At 70.4% G+C, this 26,873-nt stretch carries 22 protein-coding genes; 11 read left to right on the top strand and 11 right to left on the bottom strand.

What is annotated here, in order from left to right:
- Window positions 1-171: 171 nt before the first annotated feature.
- Window positions 172-882 (top strand): FadR/GntR family transcriptional regulator, encoded by a 711-nt coding sequence (locus ABZ370_RS37130; protein ID WP_358630575.1) that lies wholly within the window; start codon window positions 172-174, stop codon window positions 880-882.
- Window positions 883-898: 16 nt separating this feature from the next.
- Here ABZ370_RS37130 and ABZ370_RS37125 read toward each other — a convergent pair whose 3' ends face one another.
- Entirely contained in the window at window positions 899-1,906 is a 1,008-nt protein-coding gene (locus tag ABZ370_RS37125; RefSeq protein WP_358630702.1) for a multicopper oxidase domain-containing protein, read from the bottom strand.
- A 339-nt stretch (window positions 1,907-2,245) separates the two neighbouring features.
- On the opposite strand from ABZ370_RS37125, the gene ABZ370_RS37120 reads away from it, so the two are divergent.
- Both ABZ370_RS37120 and ABZ370_RS37115 read left to right on the top strand, forming a co-directional pair.
- On the top strand, window positions 2,246-4,636 hold the full coding sequence (locus ABZ370_RS37120) for a ThuA domain-containing protein (protein WP_358630700.1): 2,391 nt from the start codon (window positions 2,246-2,248) through the stop codon (window positions 4,634-4,636).
- 65 nt (window positions 4,637-4,701) lie between these two features.
- Window positions 4,702-6,864, top strand: coding sequence for a family 16 glycoside hydrolase (locus tag ABZ370_RS37115; protein WP_358630698.1), 2,163 nt, complete (start codon window positions 4,702-4,704; stop codon window positions 6,862-6,864).
- A gap of 165 nt (window positions 6,865-7,029) precedes the next feature.
- Here ABZ370_RS37115 and recQ read toward each other — a convergent pair whose 3' ends face one another.
- Window positions 7,030-8,901 (bottom strand): DNA helicase RecQ, encoded by a 1,872-nt coding sequence (gene recQ / locus ABZ370_RS37110; protein WP_358630572.1) that lies wholly within the window; start codon window positions 8,899-8,901, stop codon window positions 7,030-7,032.
- Window positions 8,902-9,175: 274 nt separating this feature from the next.
- Here recQ and ABZ370_RS37105 point away from each other — a divergent pair, with 274 nt between their 5' ends.
- Window positions 9,176-9,736: a snapalysin family zinc-dependent metalloprotease gene (locus ABZ370_RS37105; protein WP_358630569.1), complete on the top strand. Its 561-nt coding sequence runs from the start codon at window positions 9,176-9,178 to the stop codon at window positions 9,734-9,736.
- A gap of 63 nt (window positions 9,737-9,799) precedes the next feature.
- On the opposite strand, the gene ABZ370_RS37100 is transcribed toward ABZ370_RS37105, so the two are convergent.
- Entirely contained in the window at window positions 9,800-10,591 is a 792-nt protein-coding gene (locus ABZ370_RS37100; protein ID WP_358630567.1) for a DeoR/GlpR family DNA-binding transcription regulator, read from the bottom strand.
- Window positions 10,592-10,762: 171 nt separating this feature from the next.
- Here ABZ370_RS37100 and ABZ370_RS37095 point away from each other — a divergent pair, with 171 nt between their 5' ends.
- The 3 genes from ABZ370_RS37095 to ABZ370_RS37085 all read left to right on the top strand — a co-directional run bounded on the left by ABZ370_RS37095 (window position 10,763) and on the right by ABZ370_RS37085 (window position 14,005).
- Window positions 10,763-12,199 (top strand): Nramp family divalent metal transporter, encoded by a 1,437-nt coding sequence (locus ABZ370_RS37095; RefSeq protein WP_358630564.1) that lies wholly within the window; start codon window positions 10,763-10,765, stop codon window positions 12,197-12,199.
- A gap of 8 nt (window positions 12,200-12,207) precedes the next feature.
- Complete coding sequence (locus tag ABZ370_RS37090) at window positions 12,208-13,158, top strand: phosphoglycerate dehydrogenase (RefSeq protein ID WP_358630561.1); 951 nt, start codon at window positions 12,208-12,210, stop codon at window positions 13,156-13,158.
- A gap of 79 nt (window positions 13,159-13,237) precedes the next feature.
- Window positions 13,238-14,005, top strand: coding sequence for an aldolase/citrate lyase family protein (locus tag ABZ370_RS37085; RefSeq protein WP_358630558.1), 768 nt, complete (start codon window positions 13,238-13,240; stop codon window positions 14,003-14,005).
- A gap of 61 nt (window positions 14,006-14,066) precedes the next feature.
- On the opposite strand, the gene ABZ370_RS37080 is transcribed toward ABZ370_RS37085, so the two are convergent.
- The 7 genes from ABZ370_RS37080 to ABZ370_RS37050 form a co-directional block, all read right to left on the bottom strand.
- Window positions 14,067-15,056, bottom strand: a complete 990-nt coding sequence (locus ABZ370_RS37080) for a zinc-dependent alcohol dehydrogenase family protein (RefSeq protein ID WP_358630555.1) — start codon at window positions 15,054-15,056, stop codon at window positions 14,067-14,069.
- Window positions 15,053-15,928, bottom strand: coding sequence for a carbohydrate ABC transporter permease (locus ABZ370_RS37075; protein ID WP_358630552.1), 876 nt, complete (start codon window positions 15,926-15,928; stop codon window positions 15,053-15,055). The genes ABZ370_RS37080 and ABZ370_RS37075 overlap by 4 nt, the downstream gene beginning before the upstream one ends.
- Window positions 15,925-16,890 (bottom strand): sugar ABC transporter permease, encoded by a 966-nt coding sequence (locus tag ABZ370_RS37070; protein ID WP_358630549.1) that lies wholly within the window; start codon window positions 16,888-16,890, stop codon window positions 15,925-15,927. Before ABZ370_RS37070 ends, ABZ370_RS37075 begins: the two co-directional genes overlap by 4 nt.
- Window positions 16,883-18,238: a sugar ABC transporter substrate-binding protein gene (locus ABZ370_RS37065; RefSeq protein WP_358630546.1), complete on the bottom strand. Its 1,356-nt coding sequence runs from the start codon at window positions 18,236-18,238 to the stop codon at window positions 16,883-16,885. The genes ABZ370_RS37070 and ABZ370_RS37065 overlap by 8 nt, the downstream gene beginning before the upstream one ends.
- Window positions 18,239-18,318: 80 nt before the next feature.
- Window positions 18,319-19,080 (bottom strand): DeoR/GlpR family DNA-binding transcription regulator, encoded by a 762-nt coding sequence (locus ABZ370_RS37060; RefSeq protein ID WP_358630544.1) that lies wholly within the window; start codon window positions 19,078-19,080, stop codon window positions 18,319-18,321.
- Window positions 19,081-19,355: 275 nt separating this feature from the next.
- Window positions 19,356-20,720 carry a 6-phospho-beta-glucosidase gene (locus ABZ370_RS37055; protein WP_358630542.1) on the bottom strand — a complete coding sequence of 455 codons (1,365 nt, stop codon included), beginning with the start codon at window positions 20,718-20,720 and terminating at the stop codon, window positions 19,356-19,358.
- A complete protein-coding gene (locus tag ABZ370_RS37050) occupies window positions 20,717-21,478 on the bottom strand; it encodes a DeoR/GlpR family DNA-binding transcription regulator (RefSeq protein WP_358630539.1) in 762 nt (253 codons plus the stop codon). Before ABZ370_RS37050 ends, ABZ370_RS37055 begins: the two co-directional genes overlap by 4 nt.
- 121 nt (window positions 21,479-21,599) lie before the next feature.
- Here ABZ370_RS37050 and ABZ370_RS37045 point away from each other — a divergent pair, with 121 nt between their 5' ends.
- From ABZ370_RS37045 to ABZ370_RS37030, 4 genes are all read left to right on the top strand, one after another.
- Entirely contained in the window at window positions 21,600-22,709 is a 1,110-nt protein-coding gene (locus ABZ370_RS37045; RefSeq protein WP_358630536.1) for a PfkB family carbohydrate kinase, read from the top strand.
- A 150-nt stretch (window positions 22,710-22,859) separates the two neighbouring features.
- Window positions 22,860-24,302, top strand: a complete 1,443-nt coding sequence (locus ABZ370_RS37040; protein WP_358630534.1) for an extracellular solute-binding protein — start codon at window positions 22,860-22,862, stop codon at window positions 24,300-24,302.
- Window positions 24,299-25,207, top strand: coding sequence for a sugar ABC transporter permease (locus tag ABZ370_RS37035; RefSeq protein WP_358630532.1), 909 nt, complete (start codon window positions 24,299-24,301; stop codon window positions 25,205-25,207). Before ABZ370_RS37040 ends, ABZ370_RS37035 begins: the two co-directional genes overlap by 4 nt.
- Window positions 25,204-26,028: a carbohydrate ABC transporter permease gene (locus ABZ370_RS37030; RefSeq protein WP_358630530.1), complete on the top strand. Its 825-nt coding sequence runs from the start codon at window positions 25,204-25,206 to the stop codon at window positions 26,026-26,028. The genes ABZ370_RS37035 and ABZ370_RS37030 overlap by 4 nt, the downstream gene beginning before the upstream one ends.
- 35 nt (window positions 26,029-26,063) lie before the next feature.
- Here the strand turns inward: ABZ370_RS37030 and ABZ370_RS37025 are convergent, their stop codons facing one another.
- Complete coding sequence (locus ABZ370_RS37025) at window positions 26,064-26,822, bottom strand: DUF72 domain-containing protein (protein ID WP_358630527.1); 759 nt, start codon at window positions 26,820-26,822, stop codon at window positions 26,064-26,066.
- Window positions 26,823-26,873 lie beyond the last annotated feature (51 nt).

Genomic DNA, 26,873 nt, shown 5'->3' with positions numbered 1-26,873 from the left:
TCACAAGTGGCCCAGCCGCGCATCACGTTGCGCGCGCGATGGTTCAACAGTCAATACATAGGTGGCACATTGGCTCAGCCAATTGTCCGCTCGGCGCCGATCGCCGGTGCTACGCTGCGAATCGGGGCCGTCACCAACCGCAGCGGCCGGCTGCAGCAGGGGGAAGCTCGTATGGCCGACGACGCACTGCGCCCGATGAACCGTCAGCGCCTCTACGAGCAGGTGCTCGACCGGTTGCGCGCCTACGTCGAGGAGGGCGGGCTGCGCGCGGGCGACCGGCTGCCCACCGAGCGGGAACTCGCCGAGCGGCTCGGCATCAGCCGCGCCTCCGTCAAACAGGCCATCGTCGTCCTGGAGGTGCAGGGCCTGGTCGAGGTGCGCCAGGGCGGCGGTATGCGGCTGCTCCGCGACAGCCTCGACACCGAGCCCGTGGAGCGCCTGATGGAGCGCCGGCGCCGGTTGCCCGATGTGCTCGACGCCCGTGAGGCGCTGGAGACCAAGCTCGCCGAACTCGCCGCCGAGCGCCGCACCGACGACGACCTCGCCGCCCTGGAGCAGGCGCTCAACTGGATGGAGGACGAGATCGCGACGGGCCGCCCCGGCACCGAGGGTGACCGCCGCTTCCACGCCGCGGTCACCGCGGCCGCCCACAGCCCGCTGCTGGCCGAGTTCATGCGCTCCATCGCCGAGCAGATCGGCGAGAGCCGCGCGGAGTCGCTGCGTCAGCCGGGCCGCCCCAAGCGGTCGTTCGCCCAGCACCGGAAGATTCTGGACGCCATCGCCGAGGGCCGCTCCAAGGCCGCGGCCGCGGCCATGCGCCGCCACGTCCGCACCGTCGCCCAGGTGCGCCTGCTCAACTGGGACCCGGACGAATCGCCCTGACGCCCCGGCGTGTGGGCTATGACCCGTGCCCGGCGGCCAGGCGGTGCGGGTCGTAGCCCGGGATCGTGCCGTCTAGCTCGGCGACCAGGAAGAGTCCCGCCATCCCCATGTCGGAGTGGCTCTGGACGTGGCAGTGGTACATCCACGCGCCCGCGCCGGTGTTCTCCCCGGCGATCACCTGGAAGCCGAACGAGTCGGCCGGGCCGGTGATCTTGTTGTCGATGACCCGGCTCGGGTCGTCCGGCCCCTCCAGGAGGCCCGTGCGGTTGTCCGCCCAGCGATGACCGTGCACATGGAAGGTGTGGTAGTACTCGCCGTGGGTGATCATGATGATCTCGACGCGTTCGCCCACGGTCGCCCGGAACTCGGGTGCGTCATGGCCCGACTTGTTGTTGATCGTCATGTCGTTGAAGACGATGGTGAACTGCTTCTGCGGCAGGACGTCCCCCGCGCGGCGCACCACCACCGGCCCGTACAGCCCCTTGCGGAGGCCTCCGGTGCCGTGCGGGGTGCCGACCGCGTGGTCGTGGTAGTGCCAGTAGCCCGCGCTGCCCGGCCGCCAGGTGCCGTCCGCGCGGGTGCCCGGGGTGTGGGTGCGCCAGGTGTACGTACGCGTCCCGCCCGGTTCCACGGCGCTGCGGTTGAGCTGGGTGCCGTCGCTGGCGGTGTCGTAGTCCAGGCCGTGCACATGGAGGCTGGCGGTGACGTCCATGGTGTTCTCGAACTCGATGTGCAGGGTGTCGCCCTCGGTCAGCTCGATCAGCGGGCCGGGGATGGACGCCTTGCCCTTCTCCAGGCCGTAACCCATCTGCCCGTCCGGCAGCTTCTCCGCGTACAGCTTCATGCGGCGGACCGCGCCACCGGCCGCCGCCGTGGCCACACGGCGCTTTGGGGCGTTCGCGGGAGAGGCAGGAGAGGCGGAGGCGGCGGCAGAGGCGGGGGAGGTCAGGGAGAGCGGGCCGCCGATCGCGGCGGCGGCCGCGCCACCGGCGAGAAGCCGTCGGCCGAAGCCGCGTCTGGGCATGGTGCCGGGTGCGTCGCTCATCGCTCTCCCAACTCGGTGCGGCCGTTCTCGTCCTTGCCATGCACACGTCCCCCGGGGATATGGCATCACGGTAGCCGGACCTACCCCGTTCATCCACACTCAGGACAAAGTTCGTCGAGTTGCGGTCATAGCTATTGGCGGAGTGCGAAAAGGCGTCTAGCTTCCTTCGCGGTGTATCCGGTACCGGAGAGGGATGGGTTACTCATGCGGGATGAACCGTACCAAAAGCCCTCGGAAAGGCGTCGGCTGACAAAGCGTCGGCCGCGGAGGAGACGCGCGGCGTTGGCTGCCCTGCTGTTCGGGGCCGTCACCGCGACCATGCTCGGCGGCACCCCTGCCGCCGCCCGCCCCGACGAGCGGCCGCGGCTCGCGCTGCCGTCCCCGCCGGGCGGCGACGACGTCAAGGTGCTGGTCTTCCACGGCTCGGCCGGGGACGAGGCACCGACCGTGGACGCCGGTATCGAGGCTATCGAACGCATCGGCGACCAGGGCCCGGCGGCGACCCGCTTCACGGTCGACGCCACCGCCGACGCCTCCGTCTTCACGGCGCCCAAGCTCGGCACGTACAACGCGGTTGTCTTCCTGACCGGCGCGGGCGATGTGCTCGACCCGGAGCAGGAAGCCGGGCTCAAGACGTACATGGAGGCGGGCGGCGGCTTCCTCGGCATTCACGACGCGGCCCGCAACGAGCCGTACTCGGACTGGTTCACCGGCCTGATCGGGGCCCGCCCCGCCGCCACGAGCCCCGCCGCCGTGCAGCGGGCCGTCGTCGAGGTCGGCGACCGCACCCACCCGGCCACCAAGGACCTGCCGCTGGAGTGGAAGCGCCCCGACACCTGGCTCAACTGGCAGACGAACCCCTCCGGCCAGGTGCACACCGTCGCCCGGGTCCGGGAGAGCAGCTACCAGCCCGGCGCCGGTGCCAACGGCTGGGACCACCCCGTCTCCTGGTGCCGCGACTACGACGGCGGCCGGTCCTTCTACACCGGCATGGGCGGCACCGCGGCCGGATTCCGGGAGACGGACTTCCGCACCCATCTGCGTGGCGCGCTGCTGTGGACCACCCGCCTGGTCCGCGCCGACTGCCAGGCCACCATCACCGCCAACTACAAGGCCGAACGGGTCACCAAGCCCAACCAGCCCGGTCAGTCCGACCAGATCGGCGAGCCGCACGGCCTGGTCACCGCCCCGGACGGCCGGGTGCTGTACATCGGCCGCGGCGGGGGCGACAACAGCGCGCCCGTCGTCACCGACTGGAACGACCCCGACATCGGCAAGGGCCAGGGCCAGATCCACATCTACGACCCCAAGACCGGCAAGGTGACGCTCGCGGGCGCGCTCACCGTCTTCGGCAACAAGGGCGGCGGCGATGAGCTGATCAAGAACGAGGAAGGGCTGCTCGGTATCGAGCTGGACCCGGACTTCCTCACCAACGGCTGGGTGTATCTGCACTACACCCCGCACTCCCGGATCAACCGCGACACCCGCATGGCCGAGCGCCGCGTCTCCCGCTTCACCCTGAACCTCAAGACCGACCGGCTCGACCTCGGCTCGGAGAAGGTGCTGCTGTCCTGGCCGGTGCAGATCCACAGCTGCTGCCACGCGGGCGGCGGCATGGCCTGGGACTCCCGGCGCAACCTCTACATCGCCACCGGCGACAACAACTCCAGCCAGTTCAGCGACGGTTACTCCGGAAACAACCCGCAGCCGAACTACAAGGGCGTGTCCTTCGCCGACGCCCGCCGCACCGCCGGGAACACCAACAACCTCAACGGCAAGATCCTGCGGATTCACCCCGAGGCCGACGGCACCTACACCCTCCCCGAGGGCAATCTGTTCACCGGCAAAGAGCCCGACGAGGGCGGTGGCAAGACCCGCGGCGAGATCTATGTGATGGGGGTGCGCAACCCGGCCCGGATCTTCGTCGACAAGAAGACCGACACCCTCTACGCGGGCTGGGTCGGCCCCGACGCGGGCGAGCCCAGCACCACCTGGGGCCCCGCCAAGTACGACACGTTCGCCGCCATCACCAAGGCGGGCAACCAAGGCTGGCCGTACTGCATGGGCAACAAGCAGCCGTACCGCGACCGCAACCTGCCCGACCCCACCAAGCCGCTGGGCTGGTACGACTGCGACGCCCCCAAGAACGAGTCGCCCAACAACAACGGCCTGGTGAACCTGCCGCCGGTCACCGGGAACACCATCTGGTACTCGCCCCAGGGCGGCGCCCCCGACTATCCGCGCAACGCCGACGGCATCCCCAGCTACAAGGCGTCGGAGGCCAAGTTCCTGCTGCCCTGGCTCAAGGGCGGTAGCCAGGCGACCATGAACGGCCCGGTCTACCGGTACGACGACACCAGCAACAGCGCCACCAAGTGGCCCGCGTACTGGGACGGCAAGTGGTTCGTCGGCGACTTCTACGACGCCGACCAGCCGCGCCACGCGGTGGTGACCGACCCGAAGACCGTCGGCAAGGGCGGGCTGCCCGTGCACGCCGAATCCCTCAAGAAGATCATCCCGGTGGGCGCCGACGGCATCCGCAACCTCATGGACTGGAAGTTCGCCCCGGACGGCTCGCTCTACGTCCTCGACTACGGGCGCGGCTTCTTCACCTCCGACGCCAAGTCGGCGCTGTGGCACATCACCTACAAGGGCGGCGAGCCCACCCCGCTCGCCAAGGACGTGGCCAGGAAGGCGGAGCAGCGGTGAGACGACGGCGATCCAAACCCTCCGGCACTCCGAGACCTCTGACGGCGCTGCTCGCCGCGCTGCTCATGGTCCTCGGACTGACCACGGGACTGTCCACGGCCACGGCCGCGTCCGGGCAGAACACCCCCGGGAAGGCCTCCGCACAGCAGACGCTGACCTGGACCGCGGGTGACGGCATCACCAGCTACGTGTCGGCGCCCACCACGGCGGTCGCCGGGAAGACCACCATCGTCTTCGAGAACAGCACCGCCACCGGCAACACCATGGGGATGCCGCACACCCTCACGTTCGACGTGTCCGATCCCGAGTACAACAACGACGTCCCGGTGAACATCCTCGCCAACCCCGCCGACGACAGCGGCGGCAAGCACTCCGCCGAGGTCACCCTCACCCCCGGCCGCTACCGCTACTTCTGCACCATCCCCGGCCACGGCCAGATGCAGGGCATCCTCATGGTCACCGACGGCGGCGGGGGCGAGGACACCACGGCGCCCGAGACCTCGGCGAAGGTCGAGGGCGAGCGGAACGCGGACGGCGCGTACCTCGGCATGGCCACGGTCGCGGTGTCCGCCACCGACCAGGGCTCCGGTGTGGACCGGATCGAGTACGCGGTGGGCGACGGGACGTTCCAGCCGTACACCGCCCCGGTGATGGTGCACGAGGTGGGCACCCACACCATCCGCTACCGGGCCACCGACAAGGCGGGAAACACCTCCCCGGTGAAGTCGGCGGAGTTCCGCGTCGTGGCCCCGCCGACGGACGACACCACCCCGCCCGCCACGTCCGCGACCGTGACCGGAAAGCAGGGCCCGGGCGGTGACTACTACGACACGGCCACCGTCACCATCACGGCCTCCGACACCGGGTCCGGCGTCAACACCATCGAATACGCCCTGGACGAGGGCGACTTCACGAAATACACCGCACCGGTGACGGTGAACACCCACGGTCCCCACACGCTGCGCTACCGCGCGACCGACCGGGCGGGGAACACCGCCGAGGTGAAGTCGGTGGCGTTCTCCGTGGTCGCACCGCCGAGTACGGACACCACCCCGCCCGAGACCGCCGCCAAGGCGGAAGGCACCAAGAACTCGGACGGCAACTACCTCGGCAGCGTCAAGGTGACCCTCACCGCCACCGACGCCGAATCCGGTGTGGCGAAGACCGAGTACTCCCTCGACGGCGGCCCGTACCTCGCCTACACCACCCCCGTCGTCGTCGACCGGGTCGGGCGGCACACCCTCGCCCACCGCGCCACCGACAAGGCGGGCAACACCTCGTCGGCCAGGACGCTCGCGTTCACCGTGGACGAGGGCGGCGGCGTGCCCGCCCCCGCGTGCCCCGAGTGGGACGAGCGGCTCACCGTGATCGTCGGTACGGTCGACACCGGCGTCCCCAACCGCATCACCCGCAGCCGCTGCACCATCAACGAGCTGATCGAGGACGAGAAGGACTGGTCCTCGCACGCCCTCTTCCTGAAGCACGTCACCTCGGTGACCGGCAAGCTGCTCTCCGACGGCGTCATCGACCAGCGCGAGAGCGAGGCCATCAAAGCGGCCGCCGACGAGTCCGGGATCGGCAGGCCCGGCCAGAGCGAGGGCTACCGCGACCTCTTCGACGGGACGAAGAAGTCGTTCGCCAAGTGGCAGCACGTGGGCGGCGGCGCCTTCGGCCTGAACGACGACGGCACCATCACCAGCAGCTCCACGGTCGACGGCATGGGCATGCTGTGGTTCCCGCGGCGCACCTACGAGGACTTCTCGCTGAAGCTGCAGTTCCGCGACGACGCCCCGGGGACGGGCAACGCCAACAGCGGCGTCTTCGTCCGCTTCCCCGATGTCAACGACCACCCCGAGGAGTCCCGCCCGGAGTGGGTCGCCATCAAGTACGGGCACGAGGTGCAGATCAACGACCGCCCCGACGGCGACATGTACAAGACCGGCTCGATCTACGGCTTCGACCGGGTCGGACTGGGTGGTGCGGGGGTGACGCCCAAGGGCAGCTGGAACGACTACGAGGTCCGGGTGGTCGGCCAGCACTACTCGATATACCGCAACGGTGTGCTGATCAATGAGTTCGAGAACGCCGGGGGCCAGGACTTCACCCCGCCGCGCTCGGACGACCCGGGCACCGACGGCCGCCGGTTCGCCTCCGGATACATCGGTCTGCAGAACCACAGCACCGGCGATGTGGTCTCGTTCCGCAACATCCGCATCCAGGAGCTGTAGCAAGCCGCGGCGAGAGGGAGTTGAGTGGCCGCCGGAGTACCCCAGTCCCCGGCGGCCACCTTCCTCCCGAGGTTACCCGAGGTAATACTCGGCGGTAACCCCCATGCTCACCACACGACAAAGCCCTGCCCCGACCAGCGGGGCAGGGCTCCGGTGAGACCACCGTCAGGACGCCAGCGTGTCCAGGATCTGCTGTCCGTACTTGAGCAGCTTGTTCTCGCCGACCCCGCTCACCGCGCCCAGCTCGTCCAGCGTCGAGGGGAAGACGGTCGCGATCTCGCGCAGCGTCGCGTCGTGGAAGATCACGTACGCGGGCACCCCCTGCTCCTTCGCGCTCGCCCCCCGCCAGGCGCGCAGCCGCTCGAACACCGGCACCGCCTCCTCCGGCAGATCGGCTGCGGCCTTGCGCGACTTCGACGGCCCGGACGCACCCGACTTCGCGGACTTCCCGGCGCGCGTCTTCTCGGGCTCGCGCCGCAGCCAGACCTCGCGCTCGCGCCCCAGCACCTCGGCGCTCGCGTCGGTGAGCACCAGCGTGCCGTAGTCGCCCTCGACGCCGATCAGCCCCTGGGACAGCAACTGCCGTACCACACCGCGCCATTCGGCCTCGCGCAGCTCGGTGCCGATGCCGAACACCGACAGCGCGTCATGGTCGAACTGGATGACCTTGGCCGTCTTCTTGCCGAGCAGGATGTCGATCACCTGCCCGGCGCCGAACTTCTGGTTCCGCTCCCGCTTGAGCCGGACCACCGTCGACAGCAGCTTCTGCGCGGGGACGGTGCCGTCCCAGGACTCCGGGGGCGTCAGACACGTATCGCAGTTGCCGCACGCGGTGCTCTGCTGGCTGAAATAGGCCAGCAGCTGGACCCGGCGGCATGCGACGGTCTCGCACAGCGCCAGCATCGCTTCCAGGTGCTGGCCCAGCCTGCGTCGGTGGGCGTCGTCGCCCTCGGAGGTGTCGATCATCTTCCGCTGCTGGATGACGTCCTGCAGCCCGTACGCCAGCCAGGCGGTGGACGGCAGCCCGTCGCGCCCGGCGCGGCCCGTCTCCTGGTAGTAGCCCTCGACGGACTTGGGCAGATCCAGATGGGCGACGAACCGCACATCCGGTTTGTCGATGCCCATGCCGAACGCGATCGTCGCCACCACGACCACGCCGTCCTCCCGCAGGAAGCGCGACTGGTGCTCGGCGCGGGTCCGCGCGTCCAGGCCCGCGTGGTAGGGCACCGCGTCGATCCCGTTGCCCACCAGGAACTCGGCCGTCTTCTCCACCGAGGCGCGGGACAGGCAGTAGACGATTCCGGCGTCGCCCGGGTGCTCGGCGCGCAACAGCTCCAGCAGTTGCTTCTTCGGCTCGTTCTTCGGGGCGATCCGGTACTGGATGTTGGGGCGGTCGAAGCTCGCCACGAAGTGGTGGGCGTCCTGGAGCTTCAGCCGGGACGCGATCTCGCCGTGGGTGGCCTCGGTGGCGGTCGCGGTCAGCGCGATCCGGGGCACGGTGGGCCAGCGCTCGTGCAGCTCGGACAGGGCCAGATAGTCGGGCCGGAAGTCGTGCCCCCACTGGGCCACACAGTGCGCCTCGTCGATGGCGAAGAGCGAGACGGTGCCCCGGTCCAGCAGCCGCAGGGTGGACTCCACGCGCAGCCGCTCGGGCGCGAGGTAGAGCAGATCCAGCTCGCCCGCCAGAAATTCGGCCTCCACCAGCCGCCGCTCGTCCAGGTCCTGGGTGGAGTTGAGGAACCCGGCCCGCACGCCGAGGTTGCGCAGGGCGTCGACCTGGTCCTGCATGAGCGCGATCAGCGGAGAGATGACGACGCCGACGCCCTTCCGCACGAGCGCGGGGATCTGGTAGCACAGCGACTTTCCGCCACCGGTCGGCATCAGGACCAGTGCGTCACCACCGGTGACGACATGCTCGATGATCTCCTGCTGGCCTCCCCGGAACGCGTCGTAGCCGAAGACGCGGTGCAGCACGCGCAGGGCTTCGCTGTCATCGGGGCCGCCTGCGACACCGGGTCCGTTTTCGGGAAGAGCCATCCGGCGATTCTAGAGGTCCCGAGGGGTGCCCGGGCGACCGGATGCGGTTCGGTCGAGACCTGCTCGATGCCCGGTCGGTACCCGGTGGAGGCCCGGTGGATGCCTGGTCGACGGGGGGTGAAGAGGCCGGGGGCGGCCACCGCGGCGACCCCGGTGTCATAGGGAGGCGGGGGAGCGGGTTGGATGGAGGCAGGCGTGGGCACAGTGGCGGTTGGGACATGACGGACCGTCATGCCCACGTCCAGATGCATCCTTTCCCCGCGAGGAGGCCCATGTGACATCCAGCAGACTCGTCCGCGCACTTCCCGTCGCCGTAGCGGCGGTGTTCGCCCTGGCGGGCGGCCAGGCGGTGGCCGCCCCGGCGGCGGCCGCCGCGGCCCCGACCACCACCGCCGCGCGCGTGGTCACCTATGACGCGGGCGGCGCCGCCGAGTTCAAGGACGCCGTGACCAAGGGTGCGGCGGTCTGGAACCAGAGCGTGAAGAACGTACAGCTCAAGCCGGTCGCCTCCGGCCAGCGGGCCAACCTCCGCATCGTCGCCGACAACGGCTGGCCGCGTGCCTCGGTCACCGCGCTGGGCAGCGGCACGATCTACTTCGGACGGCAGGCCGTGGACGAGGGCCACAACACCATCCGGATCGCTTCGCACGAGATGGGCCACATCCTGGGCCTGCCCGATGTGAAGCCGGGGCCCTGCTCCAGCCTGATGTCCGGCGCCAGCGCCGGTACGTCCTGCACCAACGCCAACCCCAACGCGGCCGAGAAGTCCGAGGTCGAGGACGCCTTCGCGCTGCTGGAGGCCTCTGCCACGACGGCGAGTACGTACAAGGACTGACCGGGTCCGACAGGGCGGAACGGGCGGGCCGGGCGGAGACTCCCGGCCCGCCCGCGTCCGTTCTCACACGGTGATCACTTCCGTGTCGGGGAGGGCGCGGAACGGAGCGAGCTGGGCATCGGTGGCGCCGCTGTCGGTGACCAGCGTCCAGGGCCGGTCCAGCGGGGCCCACGCGGTGAACGGGGACTGGCCGAGCTTGCTGCTGTCGGCGAGCACGTACACCTCCCGGCCGCGGTCGGCCATCATCTCCTTCAGCGAGGTCTGCTGCAGACTGGCCTCGCAGATCCCGCGCCGCGCGTCGAGCCCGTCGGCGCCCAGGAAGACCTTGTCCGCGGTGAGCCGGGAGAGGGTGAGCTCGGCGAGCGGGCCGACGAAGCCCTGGCTGACATGGCGCAGCGTCCCGGCGAGCGTGATCAGCTCGATGCCGTCCACTTCGGCCAGTGCGCGCAGCGCGGTCAGTCCGCTGGTGATGACGGTGAGTTCGGTACGGGCGCGCAGATGGTGGGCGAGCCGGCCGGTGGTGGTGCCCGCGTCCAGGATGACGGTGTCGCCCTGCCCGACGTGTGCGGCCGCCCACCGTCCGATGCGGTCCTTCTCGGCGACCGCGAGCCCGCTGCGCTGCCCGAGCGTCGGCTCGGCGGTGTGCCCCGCGCTCATCGCGCCGCCGTAGGTGCGGGCGATGGTGCCCTGCTCGGTGAGCAGGGCGAGGTCCCGCCGGATGGTGGAGGGGGTCACCTCCAGTGAACGCGCCAGTTCCTCGACGACGACCGTGCCATCGGTCCGGACCGTGCGGGCGATCAGTTCCCGGCGGTCCACGGCGCGCAGTCGCCGCTGACCTTCCCCGTTGGGCGTCATTTCCGCCTGCCATCCTCTCCGCGACTCTCCGCTACCTCTGCGTGACTGATGGAGAACACTATCAGTCTGCGCATTCCGCGCTGTTTCATCGTGGACATTGAGCAGACTCTTGCGCGTTACGTGCAAGCGTGCGAGCGTTCCGCTCACAACACGCAAGTAACGGGAGGGTTCATGAAGGCGGAGAGTGTGCCGGTCGACGTCGGAGCGGGCAGCGAACCCGTGTCCGACGATCCGTACGCACTGCGGGCCGGTGACGTCCTGGAGCCGCCGAGCGACCTCAGGGGCACCGTCAAGCGCCTCGGGCCCGGGATGATCCTCTCCGCCGCGGTGGTCGGCTCCGGCGAACTGATCACCACCACCTCGCTCGGCGCCAAGGCCGGATTCGTCCTGCTGTGGCTGGTGATCGCGAGCGCGCTGGTCAAGGTGTGGGTGCAGATGGAACTGGCCCGCTGGACCATCCTCACCGGCAAGACCGCGCTGGCCGGGTACAGCCAGGTCGCGCCCAAGGTCGGCCGGGTCGGCTGGATCAACGTGCTGTGGATACTGATGGACTTCGCCAAGATGCTCCAGCGCGGCGGCATGATCGGCGGCACCGCGGCGGCGTTCAGCATCCTCGCCCCGATCGGCGGCGGCGATCCGCTCGGCCACACCTCGCTCACCGCGTGGACCGTGATCGTGGTCGTCTCCGTGGTCGCGCTGATGTACACGAACCGCTACGGGCTGGTGGAGAAGGCCGGGTTCATCACCGTCGTGATCTTCACGCTCTCCACGGTCGCCCTCGCCGTCGGACTGCCCTGGACCGAATTCCCCTACAGCGGCGCGGACCTGGGCTCCGGGCTGACCCTCTCCATCCCGGCGGGCACCCTCGGCTTCGCCGTCGCCATGTTCGGCATCACCGGGGTCGGCGCCGACGAGATGACCACGTACACGTACTGGTGTCTGGAGAAGGGCTACGCACGCTGGACCGGCCCGGACGACGGCACCGAGGCGCGGGCGAAGCGCGCCGAGGGCTGGATACGGGTCATGCGGACCGACGCCCTCGTCTCCTGGCTCATCTGCACCCTGTGCACGCTGTCCTTCTACGTCATCGGCGCGGCCATCCTGCACCGGCAGGGCCTGGTGCCCGAGGGCAACGAGATGATCAGCACGCTGTCCCGGATGTACACCGACACCCTCGGCCCCTGGGGCAAGTACCTCTTCCTGGCCGGTGCGATCGCCGTCCTCTACTCGACGATCATCGCCTCCACCGCGAGCGTGCCCCGGCTGTGGACCAACACCCTCGGCCTGCTCGGGCTGCTCGACTGGAAGAACGTCACGACCCGGCAGCGCACCATCCGTGTGCTCACCGTCGTGCTGCCGCCGCTGTGGGCCGCCTTCTACCTCTTCCTCCAGGAGCCGGTGCTGATGGTGCAGGCCGGTGGCATCGCGGGCGGCATCTTCCTGGTCGCGGTCGTCATCGCCGTATGGCGTCTGCGCAGCACCGAAGTGGCGCCGCGCTTCCGCCGCAATCCCGCGCTGAACGCCGCGCTCGTGCTGAGCAGCGCGGCCATCGGCGCACTCGGAATCTATTCAGTCCTCGATGTCTTCGGCCTCGGGGTGGGGAGTTGAGCCAGACCATGGGACACGACGTCCTGGTGACCACGCCGAGCTTCGGCCAGCACGCGCGAGAGCCCTGGGAGGTGTTCGAGCGGGCCGGTGTCCCGGTGCGCACCGCGCGCGCCGCGCATCCGCTGGCGGAGGCGCAGCTGATCGACGAGGCGGCGGGCGCGGACGCCCTGATCGTCGGGCTGGACCCGGTGACGGCGGCCGTCCTGGACGCGGCGCCCGGGCTGAAGGTGATCGCCAAGCACGGGGTCGGCACCGACAACATCGACCTCGCCGCGGCCGCCGCGCACGGGGTCCGCGTGGTCAACGCGCCCGGCACCAACACCACCGCCGTCGCCGACATGGCCATGGCCCTGCTGCTGGCCGCCGTACGCCGGATCGTGCCCGCCCACGCCTCCGTCACCGGCGGCGGCTGGGACCGCTTCTTCGGCCCGGAACTGGCCGGTCGCACGCTCGGCATCGTCGGCTTCGGCCGGATCGGGCAGGCCGTCGCCCGGCGCGCCCGGGGCTTCGACATGGAGATCGTCGCGTACGACCCGCATCTGCCGGAGGCCGTCTTCGCCGAGCAGAGCGTGCCGTCCGTGACCTTTGACGCGCTTCTCGCCCGTGCCGACGCCGTCACCCTGCACCTGCCGATGCCCTCCGGCGGGCCGCTGCTGGGCCGTGCGCAGCTGGAAGCCATGAAACCCGGCGGCTGCGTGATCAATACGGCGCGGGGCGGGCTCGTCGACGAGGCCGCCCTCGCCGAACTGCTGCACAGCGGACACATCGCGGCGGCCGGTATCGACGTGTTCGCCACCGAGCCCCCCGCCGGGAACCCGCTGCTCACCGCGGTGAACACGGTGCTCACCCCGCACTGCTCCGCCTTCACCCACCAGGCCAACGCCGCGATGGGCGGCGCCGTGGCCGCGGATGTGGTGCGGGTGCTGCGCGGCGAGACCCCGGTGAACGCCGTGGTGTGAGCCCTTTCGACGCCCTCCGGAACGCCCTTCCCGTACGCCCCATCGACCCCACGAGAGAAAACGAGAGAAGCTTAAGAACATGAACACTTCCCCCGCCGACTTCGCGTCCCGCCTCCGCGCACGCCAGCGGATCCTCGGTTACTGGGTCGTCCTCGACAACCCCGTCGGCACCGAGCGGCTGGCCGGGCTGGGGTACGACTACGTCTGCGTCGACGCCCAGCACGGGCTGCTCGACTACAAGGGCACCCTCGGCGCGATGACCGCCATCGACGCGCGCGGCACCGCCGCCGGAATGGTGCGCGTCCCCGCCAACGACGGCTTCTGGATCGGCCAGGCCCTGGACGCGGGTGCCCGCGGCGTCATCGTCCCGCTGGTCAACACCGCCGAGCAGGCCGCCGCCGCGGTGAGCGCCTGCCGCTACCCTCCGCTCGGCGTCCGCAGCTACGGCCCGATGCGCTCCGGCCTGCGCGTCGGCCCCACCCCGGCCGAGGCGAACGAGCAGGTCGCCTGCATCGTGATGATCGAAACGGCGGAGGCGCTGGGCAACACGGCGGAGATCTGCGCGACGGAGGGGCTGGACGGCGTCTACATCGGCCCGTCCGACCTCACGATCGCCCTCGGCGGACGGACGTCCACGGACTCCGCGGTGGCGGAACGGTTCGAGGCGGCCCTGACGAAGGTCGCGCAGGCCGCGGAGGCGGCCGGGATCGCGGCCGGAATCCACTGCCCGGACGGCGCCACGGCCGCCAAGCGGCTGGCCCAGGGCTTCACGTTCGCCACGGTCAGCAGCGACCTGACCCACCTGGAACAGGCCGCCGCGGCCCATCTCCGCGACGCCAACGGCTAGAGACAGGGCGACGGCCCAGGCCCGGTGATCCGGGCCTGGGCCGTCCTTCGCGTGTGTACGGTTACGGCTCGACGACGATCTTGCGGCCCTGGCCGGACCGGAACTGCTCCAGCGCCTCGGGGTACTGGGCGAGCGGCATCCGGTGGCTGATGAAGATCTTCGGGTCGAGGACACCGGAGGCGAAGAGCCCGGCGGCGCGTTCGTAGCTGTGCAGCACCGCCATGGAGCCGGTGATGGTGATCTCCTGGTTGTAGATCTTGTACGGCTCGATGGTGGCCCGGGTCGCGTAGTCGGAGACCCCGAACTGCAGGAACGTGCCCGCCTTGGCGACGCGGCCCAGCCCGTCCTGGATGGCGGCCTGGTTGCCGGTGGCGTCGATGACCACGTCCCAGCCGCGGGGCTGGTCGAGTTCGTCGGCCGAGCCCGCGGCCCGGGAGCAGCCGAGGGTGGTGGCGGTGGACAGCCGCTCGGCGTTGATGTCGAGGACGTCGACGCTGGTGGCGCCGGTCCGCTTGGCCAGCTCCAGCATCATCAGCCCCATCGTGCCGGAGCCGTAGATGAGCACCTCGGCGCCCAGGTTGCCGCTGAGCACGTCATAGCCGCGCACCGCGCAGGACAACGGCTCGATCAGGGCCGCGTCGCCGGTTTCCACGTGTTCGGGGAGCTTGACGCAGTTGGCCACCGGCGCGACCGCGAACTCGGCGGCGCCGCCGGGGACGCTGACCCCGATGGCGTTCCAGTTGTCGCACAGGTTGCCGCGGCCGATGCGGCAGTAGCGGCATTCGTGGCAGTGCAGGGAGGGGTCGACCGCGACCCGGTCGCCGACCGCCACCTCGGTGACGTCCTTGCCGAGCCCCACGACCTCACCGGCGAACTCATGGCCGGGCACGATCGGGAGGGTGGGCGCGAACTCCCCCTGCAGGATGTGCAGATCGGTTCCGCACAGCCCGCAGGCCGCCACGTCGATGACGACCTCACGGGGCCCCGGGGTCGGATCGGCGACCGTGGTGACGGTGACCTTGCCGGGGGCTTCGATGACGGCGGCCCTCATTTGACTGCTCCTAGCGACAGGCCCTGGACCAGTTTGTCCTGGGCGGCGAACCCCGCGGCGAGCACCGGCAGGGAGATGACCATCGACGCGGCGCACACCTGGGCCAGGAACAGCCCCTGGCTGGTGACGAAGCCGGTCAGGAAGGCCGGTGCGGTCTGGGCGACCACGCCGGTGAGCACCTGGGCGAACAGCATTTCGTTCCAGCTGAAGATGAAGCAGATCAGCGAGGTGGCGGCGATGCCGGGACCGGCTATCGGGGCGACGACCCGCCACAGGATGGTCGTCAGCCGGGCCCCGTCCATCTGGGCGGCCTCGATGATGGACACGGGGATGTCGGCGAGGAAGGACTGCATCATCCACACGGCGATCGGCAGGTTCATCGACGTGTAGAGGATGACGAGCAGCCAGACGTTGTCCAGGAAACCGGTGTCCTTCGCGAACAGGTACACCGGCAGCAGCCCGGCCACCACCGGCAGCATCTTCGTGGACAGGAAGAAGAACATCACGTCGGTCCACTTGCGAACCGGCCGGATCGACAGCGCGAACGCGGCCGGAAGCGCCAGCACCAGCACGAGGAGGGTGGAGAAGATGCTCGTGCCCATCGAGTTGAGCAGCGCGGGCCAGGGGCTGGCCCCGCCGTCCACGCCGAAGAACGCCTTGTAGCCGTCGAGCGTCAACGGCGCGGCCAGGGACGGCGGGTTGGTGGCGGCGTCACTCTCGGAGTGGAACGAGGTGAGCAGCATCCACAGCACCGGCAGGACGAACAGGATGCCGACGAACCAGGCCAGCAGGCCGAGCGCGGCACCGCGGCGCTTGGCCCGGCGGGTGGCCGGAGGAACCGAGATGGCGGCGGGGGCGGTCAGGGAGGTCATGCGCGGGACGCCTCCTCACGGAAGAGGGACGACACCACGCGCAGCGCGAAGGTGGCGATGATGATCGTGCCGATCACGACCAGCACACCCGCCGCCGATGCCAGCCCGTACTCGTGGGCGTTGTAGAAGGTTTCGTAGATGGTGTAGGGGAGGTTGGCGGTGTCGAGCCCGCCGCGGGTGAGGGTGAACACGGCGTCGAAGTTCTGCACGATGTAGATCGACCCCAGCAGGGTGCCCAGCTCCAGATAGCGCCGCAGATGGGGCAGGGTCAGAAAGCGGAAGATCTGCCAGTTGCTCGCGCCGTCCAGCCGGGCCGCCTCGATCATGTCCAGCGGGCGTCCCTGCAGTCCGGCCAGCAGGATGAGCATCATGAACGGTGTCCACTGCCAGATCAGCGACGCCTCCACCGCCATCAGCGGCATATCGCTGAGCCATTGCGGCTGCGGCCCGCCCAGCCAGTTGAGGACTCCGTTGAACAGCCCGTACTCGGGGTTGTACAGCGCATGCTTCCACAGCAGCGCCGAGGCCACCGGCACCACCAGGAACGGCGCGATGAGCATCGTCCGGACGAGCCCCCGGCCACGGAACTTGCGGTCCAGCAGCAGCGCCAGGGCCAGCCCCAGCACCACGCTGACGATGACCACTGTGGCGGTCAGCAGCACGGTGGTGAGGATCGACTCGCGCAGCGCCGGGTCGCTCGCCACCGTCGTGTAGTTCTCCAGCCCCGCGAACGCACGCTTGTCGGGGCGGAACGAGTTCCAGTCGAAGAGGGAGATCACCAGCGTTGCCACGAACGGCAGCTGGGTGACCACGATCAGGAAGATCAGCGCGGGCATCAGCGGTGCCCGGGTGGCCCACTCCCGTGCCCGGTTCCTCGGCGGCTTGGAGGTGTTCCGGGAAGTGGCGGCCACGGTCGGCGGGCGCTCGCCGCGGACGGGTACCGCCGTTGTCGGATTACTCATCTCGGTACTCCTCGCCCACCTTTTCGGCCAGCTTCTGCGACGTTTTCAATGCCTCGTCGACGGACTGTTTCCCGGCGATGGCGGCGCTGATCTCCTGGGCGACCTTGGTGCCGAGATCGGCGAATTCGGGGATGTCGACGAACTGGATGCCCATGGTCGGCCGCTCCTGCACCCCGGGGTCGCGCGGCTTGGCGCTGGTGATGGCCTTACGGGTGACCTCGGAGAAGGCGCCCGCGGAGTCGCGGTAGTCCTGATTGGCGTAGGTGGAGGCACGTTTGCCAGCGGGCACGTTGGACCAGCCGAAGGTCTTGCCGACCAGTTTCTCGTACTCCTTGCTGGAGGCCCAGGAGATGAACTTCCAGGCCTTGTCGGAGTTGCGCGAGGCCTTCTGGACGCCCCAGGCCCAGGTGTAGAGCCAGCCCGAGCTGTCGGTCTTCTCCACCGGCGCCTGGACGTACCCGATCTTGCCCTTGACGGGGGACTTGGCGCCCTCCAGCGACCCGGCGGCCGAGGTGGCGTCGTACCACATGGCGCTCTTGCCCTGGGTGAGGTTGTTGAGGCACTCGGCGAAGCCCGACTGGGAGGCACCGGCCTCGCCGTGCTTGCGCACCAAGTCGACATAGAACTTGGTCGCCTTGACGAACTCGGGCGAGGTGAGCTGCGCCTTCCAGTCCTTGGTGAACCAGGTGCCGCCGAAGGTGTTGACGACCGTGGTGAGCGGGGCCATCAGCTCGCCCCAGCCGGGCAGCCCGCGCAGACAGATGCCGTTCATCCCCTTGCGGGCGCCGTCGGCCTTGGCCGCCAGGTCCGCCACCTGGTTCCAGGTGGGCCGCGCGGGCATCTTCAGATGCTTCTCGGCGAAAATATCCTTGCGGTACATCAAAAACGACGACTCGCCGTAAAAGGGCTCCGCGTACAACTGACCGTCACTGGCGGTCAGCGACTGGCGCATCGGCGGAAGAATGTCCTTCTGGTCGAACCCCTTGTCCTTGGCGACATGGTCGTCCAGCGGCATCAGCCAGCTGTTCTCGGCGTAGAACGGCACCTCGAAATTGCTGATGGTGGCGACGTCGTATTGCCCGGCCTGATTGGAGAAGTCCTGACTGATCTTGTCGCGGACATCGTTCTCCGGCAGCACCGTGAACTTGACCTTGATGCCCGTTTCCTTGGTGAAATGCTTCGCGGTCAGCTTCTGCAGATCCATCATCTGCGGGTTGTTCACCATCAGCACGTTGATGGTGTTGCCGCCGGAGCTGCCGCCGCCCATGCCGGCGCACCCGGTGAGGAGCGCGCCCGCGGTCAGGGCCACGACCGGTATCCGGGCAGCACGAAGTGTCAGGACTGGCATAACGGGTCCAATCGAAGGGACGTGGGGAGGGGGCGTGGGGGAGAGGAAGGGAAAGGAAAAGGAAGGGGCGGCGAGGTCGGTCAGATCCGGAGGATCTGCGGGCCCAGCAGCGAGTACCGGTGGGCTTCCGTCACGGGCAGCCCGGTATCGGTCACGATCGTCTCGAAGTCGGACACGTCCGCGAACCGGCAGAAGCTGACGGCCCCGAACTTGGTGTGCACCCCGGAGAACACCTTGCGCCGGGACACCCGGACCACCTGCGCCTTGACCTCGCTGACCGCCGGGTCGGGGGTGGTGAGCCCGTACTGCCGGGAGATGCCGTTGGCGCCGATGAACGCCAGGTCGATGACGAAGCCGGAGAGCATATGGGTGGCCCAGTGGTCGACGGTGGCCATCGTGCCGCCGCGGACCCGCCCGCCCAGCAGCAGCACCGTGGTGTTCTCCCGCCCGGCGAGCCCGCTCGCGGTCGCGAGGGACGAGGTGATCACGGTGAGCGGCCGGTCCCGGGGCAGGGCCTCGGCGATGAGCTGCGGGGTGAAGCCCTCGTCGATGTAGACCGTCTCGGCGTCGCCCAGCAGCTCGGCGGCCGCGGTCGCGATCCGCGACTTCTCCGGGACGTGCATGGTGGTGCGGAAGGCGAGGGTGGTCTCGAAACCGGCGCTCTCCACGGGGTACGCGCCGCCATGGGTGCGCCGGACCAGACCGTGCTGCTCCAGCACCCGCAGATCGCGGCGCACCGTCTCCTTGGACACCCCGAGGTCCGCGGCGAGCTTGCCGACGTCGACGACCCCGGCACGCCGCGCCATGTCGAGGATCTCCCGACGGCGTTCCTCCGCGTCCACACCGCATCACCTGCTTCTCTTCGGGCTTGGCGAGAAGTTTTACAAGCACGCAACAGGGTGGCCAGCCTTGACACGGGACGGATCTTGACCGGATGTGCCCGTTTCACGAACGTTATCTCAGCAGGTCAGCTCCGGTAAGTGGGCGCGCGGTGAGGATCGCGGACGCCTGGATCGGCGTGGGGCGGGCCCGTTTCCTGCCCGCTTCCGAAAACATGGCCGAAACGGAGCCCGTTCGGGCGTGATCAAGGTCTAGGGAAAGCCCGTTCGGACAGGTGCTATGCCCGAGTCGGCAACCCTGCGGCGTCGAGGATGCGGGCCGCCACATTGACGGAGTCGACGAGCGGATGCAGCGCGAGGGCGCGCAGGGCCGCGCCCCGGGCGGCGGCGGGCCCGGCGGCCACAGCGGCCCCGGCCGCCTCGATCGTCGCGCGTTCGACGGCCTTCAGCGACAGCATCAGCCCGAGCTGGTCCGGGGCCACCGCACCGGTGGCCATCGGGCGCGCCCCGCCCGCGTCCACCAGGCAGGGCACCTCCACCACCGCGTCCGCGTCGAGCCCGGGGACGGCCGTGCGGTTGCCGACGTTGAGGATCAGCGCGGTGCGCTCGTCACGGGCGATGGCGCGCATGATGGCCAGCGCGATCCGGTCGTAACCGCCGCCGTCCAGATCGCAGGAGTCGCGCTCCCAGCCGCCGCTGGCCTCCCGGCTCGCGGCCAGGTACGTGGTCTCGCGCTCCAGCCGGGTCCGCTCCCAGGCCGCGAGCGCCCCGCCGTCGGCGGTGCGGGCCGACTCGTAGAAGCGGGCCTGCTGCTCGCGCAGGAACTCCCCGCGGGTGGCCGGGGCCTGCCGGATGGAGGCCACCGCCTCGCGGTTGAAGTAGTAGTAGTGCAGATATTCGTTCGGCAGCGCGCCCAGGGTCTGCAGCCACTCCGCCCCGAACAGCTTGCCCTCCTCGAAGGACTCCAGCGCCCCGGCGTCGGCCAGCAGTTCGGGCATCCGGTCCCGGCCGTCCACCACCACACCGCGCAGCCAGCCGAGGTGGTTCAGGCCCACGTAGTCGTAGACCGCCCGGTCCGGGTCCGCGCCCAGCGCCCGCGCCGCCCGGCGGCACAGCCCGACCGGCGAGTCGCAGATGCCGATCACCCGGTCACCCAGCACCCGCCGCATCGCCTCGGTGACCATGCCCGCGGGGTTGGTGAAGTTGATGACCCAGGCGTCCGGGGCCACGGCGGCGACCCGCTCGGCGATCCGCGTCGCCACCGGCAGCGTGCGCAGCCCGTACAGCACCCCGCCCGCGCCGACGGTCTCCTGCCCGAGGACGCCCTCGCCGAGCGGAATCCGCTCATCGCGGGCGCGGCCCTCCAGACCGCCGACCCGGATCGCCGAGAACACGAAGTCGGCGCCGCGCAGCGCGTCGTCGAGGTCGGTGGTGGCCCGTACGGTGGGGGCTGCGGGCAGGCCCGCGCGGCGGTCCTTCGTCTGCTCGGCCAGGACCGCGCCGATCGCGTCCAGCCGGTGCGGGTCGGTGTCGTACAGCACCAGCTCGGTGCAGCGCCCGGCGTCGTCCCCGGTGTCCTCCAGCAGGGCCCGGTACACCAGCGGCATACGGAAACCGCCGCCACCCAGCACAGTCAGCCTCATACGGTCACTACCTCCACATCGGCCTCGCGGAACACATCGAGGGTCGCCGGATCGGCTGTCTTGTTGGTGATCAGGGTGTCGATCTCCCGGGGGCCGCAGATCCGGGCCAGCCCGGTGTCGCCCGGGAACTTGCCCGCGGTGACCAGCAGCACCACCTCCCGGGCCGAGCCGAGCATGGCCCGCTTGACGGGCACCTCCACATGCGTGCTGTCCAGCACACTGCCGTCCGGCAGCACCCCGCTCGCGCCGAGGAAGAGCCGCCCCACCCGCAGCTGGCGGAGGTTGGACTCGGTGAGGAAGCCGACCACGGAGCGGTAGTTGGCGCGTACCTGCCCGCCGAGCAGGATCAGCGTCACCTCGGGGTCGTCGCGCAGCTCGTCGTAGATCGCCAGATTGCTGGTCACGATGGTGACCGGACGGCCGCGCAGCAGTCTGGCGAGGTGGAGGGTGGTGGTGCCGATGTCCAGCAGCAGCACATCGCCGTCCGCGACCAGCTCCGCCGCGCGGCGGGCCACGTCCGCCTTCTCCTCCGGTTCGTCGACCGCCACCTCGCCGAACGGGCGCTCCTCGTCCGGGGTGGGGGCGGCCACCGCGCCGCCGTAGACCCGGGTCAGCCGGCCCGCCCGGCCCAGCTCGGCGAGGTCCCGGCGGGCCGTGGCCTCGCTGATCTCCAGGCGCTTGGCGATCTCCCCGATCGGCAGCACGCCCTGCTCGCCGAGGATGCTCAGCAGCTTCTCGTGGCGGGTCTCTCGCAGCATGGTGGCAACGTACTGCACCTGAGCGACTCTGCGCGAGTATGACCGACCTCTTGCACAAAGCCCCTCTGAGGTGCATGGTGTCGCTCATCCGACGTCATGACGAACATGGAAAGGCGTGCCGGTGAGCCCCACGTCCGCAGCCCCCGGTCCGATACAGCCGATCGACCCGCTCGCCGCGCTGCGCGCTCCCGCCGACCCCGAACACGACGTCTACCTGACCGGCACCGTCTTCCTGGACATCATCTTCACCGGCCTCGACCACGCCCCGGTGCGCGGCACCGAGTCCTGGGCCCGTGGCATGGGCTCCAGCCCCGGCGGCATCGCCAACATGGCCACCGCCCTCGCCCGGCTCGGCCTGCACACCACCCTCGCCGCGGCCTTCGGCGCCGACGTCTACGGGGACTACTGCTGGGAGAGCCTGGCGCACGCCGAGGGCGTCGACCTCACCCACTCCCGGCGCGTCCCCGGCTGGCACTCACCGGTAACGGTGTCCATGGCCTACGAGGGCGAACGCACCATGGTCACGCACGAGCACCCCGCCCCGCCGCCCGCCACCAGGCCCGCGCCGCCCCGCTCCCGGGCCTGTGTGACCGCGTACGAACCGGGCCGCCAGGAGGACTGGGTGCGCCAGGCGCACGCCCAGGGGGCCAAGATCTTCGCCGATGTCGGCTGGGACGAGTCCGGCCGCTGGGACCTCGCCACCCTTCCCGATCTGCCGTACACCCATGCCTTCCTGCCCAACGCCACCGAGGCGCAGCGCTACACCCGCACCGAGGCGCCCGAGCGGGCGGTGCGCGCCCTGGCCGAGCTGGTGCCGATCGCGGTGGTCACCAGGGGAGCGGAGGGCGCCATCGGCATCGACTCCCTCACCGGGGAGAGCGCCGAGGTGCCGGGCCTCGCCGTGGAAGCGCTCGATCCCACCGGAGCGGGCGACGTGTTCGTCGCCGGTTTCATGACCGGGACGCTCGCGGGCTGGCCGCTCGCCGACCGGCTCGCCTTCGCCAACCTCACCGCCGCCCTGTCCGTCCAGCACTTCGGCGGTTCGCTCGCCGCGCCCGGCTGGGCCGAGGTCGCCGCCTGGTGGGACCGTACGGCCCGCTCGGCGGACCGCGACCTGGTGGCGCGCCACCGCTTCCTGGACGGCCTGATCCCGCCCGGGGTGCGCGACTGGCCGCGGCTGCGGGCCCTGCCCACCATCGGCTTCCGGGCGGCCGACGCCCGCGGCGCCTGACAGCCGCGGCAGACGCCCGCGGGGCCTGACACCCGCAGCCGACGCCCACGGGGCCTGACACCCGCAGCCGACGCCCACGGGGCCTGACACCCGCACCAGAGCGCCCGCGGGTCTGACAGCCGCACGACACCCGCAGAAAGGGAGAACCGTATGGGATGCCCCCGCCGCGCGGCGCGCCACCGGCTCGCACGCGCCTTACCGGCCGTCCTCGCCCTCGGCGCCACCCTGCTCGCCGCGGGCTGTGTGCCCGGCACCGACGGCTCGGGGGCCGCCGGAACCGGAACCGGCGTGGCCACCGCCGTACCCGACCCGGCCAAGGCCGGGAAGGCCACGCTGACCGTGTGGGACCAGGAGATCCGCGGTGGCACGAACGGCGAAATCACCCAGCTGAACCGGGAGTTCGAGAAGAAGTACCCCCATGTACGCATCAAGCGGGTGGCGCGGAGCTTCACCGATCTGAAGACCACCCTCAAGCTCGCCGTCTCCGGCAACAACCCGCCCGACGTCATCCAGGCCAACCAGGGCTACCCGGACATGGTCTCCTTCGTCCGCGCCGGGCTGCTCACCCCGCTCGACAACTACGCCGGGATCTACGACTGGAACACCCGCTACCCGAACACCCTCCTCAATCTCAACCGGGTCTCCGTCGACGGCACCGACTTCGGCCGCGGGCGGCTCTACGGCATCTCCCAGACCGGTGAGTTCGTCGGGCTCTACTACAACAAGGACGTGCTGCGGAAGGCGGGCCTGAAGCCGCCACGGACCTGGGGCGAGTTCACCGCCGGACTCGCCCGCCTCAAGGAGCGGGGCGAACTGCCCGTCCAGTTCGGCAACCTCGACAAGTACCCCGCGATCCACACCTTCGGGGTGCTGCAGGACCAGTACGCGGCCGCCGCGACCCGCGACACCGTCCTCGGCCGTGGCACCGGCTTCGACACCGCCGCCACCAAGGACGCCGCCACGGCACTGCGCGACTGGATGCGGCGCGGCTATCTGCCGAAGGGTGCGGGCGGCCTCGGATACGACGACGCGGCCAAGAAGTTCGCCTCCGGCGACGGCGCGTACCTGATGACCGGCACCTGGCTGCTGGCCGACCTCAAGAAGACGATGGGCGACAAGCTCGGCCTCATGCCGCCACCGCCCGCGAAACCCGGCGGTGCCCCCGTCACCACCGGCGGCCAGGGCCTGGCCTGGTCCATCACCTCCCGCTCCCGCCACCCCGAAGTGGCCGCCGCCTACCTCGACTTCCTCACCAGCGCGCACGCCTCCGACGTCATGACCCGCCACGGAGTGCTGCCCGCCGTCCCCGGCCCGGCCGCGGCCAGGGTCGCCCCGGACACCGTGGACGGCCAGATGATCGACGGCTGGAAGCGGCTCAGCGCCGCCGACGGCCTCGTCCCGTACCTCGACTACGCGACCCCCACCTTCTACGACACCCTCTCGGCCACCCTCCAGGGCGTCGTCAGCGGCAGAACCTCACCGGAGAAGCTGGCCGCCACTCTGCAACAGGACTACGGCGCCTTCCAGCGGACACAGCGGCGGCGCCACGCCCAGTCCGCACCGGCGGAGTCCGCACCGGCGGAGTCGCGATGAAGCCCACCGCCCCGACCAGGGCATACCGCCGCCGGGCGCCCGGTGAGCCACGGGCCGTCGGCTACCTCTACATCCTGCCCGCGCTGCTCGTCTACGCGGTGTTCCTGCTCTACCCCTTCGGGCAGTCGGTGTGGCTGTCGTTCGTCCACTGGGACGGGCTGACCGCCGCCACCCCGGCCGGATTCGACAACTACCGCGACCTGTTCGGCGACCCCGCGCTGCGCGCCCCGTTCGCCCACGCCCTGCTGCTGCTCGTGTTCTACTCGGCCCTGCCGGTGGCCATCGGGCTGCTGCTGGCGGCCGCGATGTCCCGGGTCCGCATCTACGGAATGACCTTCTTCCGCACCGTCCTGTTCCTGCCGCAGGTCCTGGCGCTCATCGTGGTCGCCGTGGCCTGGCGGTCCATCCTCGCCCCCGACGGACTGCTCAATGACACCCTGCGCGCGGTCGGTCTCGGCTCGCTCGCCCGCCCCTGGCTCGGCGACTACACCTGGGCGCTGCCCGCCGTCGGGGTCATCGGCACCTGGGTGGGCACCGGGCTGTGCATGGTCCTCTTCCTCGCCGGGGTCCAGCGCATCCCGCGCGAGCTGTACGAGGCGGCGCGGATGGACGGCGCGGGGCCGGTCCGGGAGTTCCTCGCCGTCACCCTCCCGGGCTTGAGGCCGCAGATCGCGGTGGCGCTGACCCTGACCATCATCGCGGGGCTGCGCAACTTCGACCTCATCTACATCACCACCAGCGGCGGCCCCGGGAACGCCACCTCCGTACCCGCCTACGAGGTGTACCACCGGGCCTTCGAGACCAACCAGGTCGGCTCGGCCGCCGCCGTCGGGGTGGCCCTCACGGTCCTGATCTTCGCCCTGACCGTCACGGTCTCCCGGCTCGTGGAAGGGCGGCGGGCATGACCACACGCCGGGAACGCGGCGTCACCTACGCCCTCCTCACCCTGTTCGCCGTCCTCTCGCTCACCCCCGTCATCGGCATCCTCTCCACCGCCTTCGGCTCGCAGGGCTCCCTGGACACCGGGTTCTCCCTGCCGCGCGACGGGCTGCACTGGGGCAACTTCGCCGACGCCTGGAGCCGCGGCCACTTCGGCACCTACCTCGGCAACTCGATGCTGGTCACCACGGCCGTGGTCGCGGCCACCACCGTGCTGGCGGTGCTCGCCGCGTACGCCTTCGGCGTGATGCGCTTCCCCGGCTCCACTCCGCTGTTCTACCTCTTCGTGATCGGGCTGACCCTGCCGCAGGAAGCCCTGGTCGTCCCGCTCTACTTCGATCTGCGGTACGCCGGACTCACCGACACCTACGCGGCGCTGATCCTTCCGCAGACCGCCCAGTCCCTGGCGTTCGGTGTGTTCTGGATGCGGACGTACTTCCGGGGCAGCGCGCGGGAGGTGATCGAGGCGGCCCGGATCGACGGGGCGAACAGCTGGACCACGCTGTGGCGGGTACTCGTCCCGATGGGCCGTCCGGCGATCTCCACCATGGTCGTCATCACCTTCATGTGGACCTGGAACGAGTTCCTGATGGCGCTGGTGATGATCAGCGACGAGGCCCATCGCACCGTCCCTCTCGGCCTCGCCTTCTTCCAGGGGCAGCACAGCTCGGACGCGTCGCTGCTCGCGGCGGCGTCGGTGCTGATCGCGCTGCCGGTGGTGATCGTCTACGTGGCGCTCCAACGCCGGTTCATCGAGGGCATGCTGGGCGGCGCGGTGAAGGAATAGCCGCCGCGGCATCCGTTCGTACGCCCGCGCCCGTCTCACAGCGCGGGCGTACGGCTGACCGCGCGGCCCAGCCGGTCCACGGCACCGGCGAAGACGGCGGCGTCGTGGACCGCCGCCCCGCCCGTGTCGTTGTTGAAGTACGCGTAGACGTCGGCCTCGCCGGGCCAGGTGTCATGGACCCGGCGCGCCCAGGTGGCGAGCGCCCGGCGGCCGTAGCGCGGTGCGGGCTCGGCCCGGCCGCCGTGGAAGCGTACGTAACCCCACCCGGCCGTCCGCCACAGCGGGGTGGCCGGGCGCGAGCCCGCGTCCGCCCAGCACAGCGCGGCGCCGTGGTCCGCCAGCAGCGTGCGGATCTCCGCCGTCCACCAGGAGTCATGGCGCGGCTCGACCGCCACCCGGGTACCGGCCGGGAAGCAGTCCAGAGCGGTGTCCAGCAGGCCGGGATCGGCCCGCAGGGTCGGCGGGAGCTGCAGCAGGACCGGGCCCAGCCGGTCGCCGAGCCCGTCCGCGTGGGACATCAGCCGTGCCACCGGTTCCTCCGGGTCGCGCAGCCGCTTGATGTGGGTGAGATAGCGGCTGGCCTTGAGCGCCATCACGAACCCGCCGGGCGTGCGGTCCCGCCAGGCCGCGAACTGATCGTGCTCGGGGAGCCGGTAGAACGCGTTATTGCTCTCGACCGTGGTGAAGCCCCGCGCGTACTCCTCCAGCCACAGCCGCCGCGGGCAGTCGGCGGGGTAGAGGACGCCGCGCCAGTCCTGGTACATCCACCCCGATGTGCCGATCAGGACGCCCATGCGCGCTCACGCCCCGGCGAATGATTCGACGCGGACCGGGTAACCGGAATC

This window comes from Streptomyces sp. NPDC005962 (genome assembly GCF_040629205.1).
Lineage (GTDB): Bacteria > Actinomycetota > Actinomycetes > Streptomycetales > Streptomycetaceae > Streptomyces.
The sequence above is the reverse complement of the archived record's forward strand: the minus strand, read 5'-3'. Positions and strand labels throughout refer to the sequence as shown.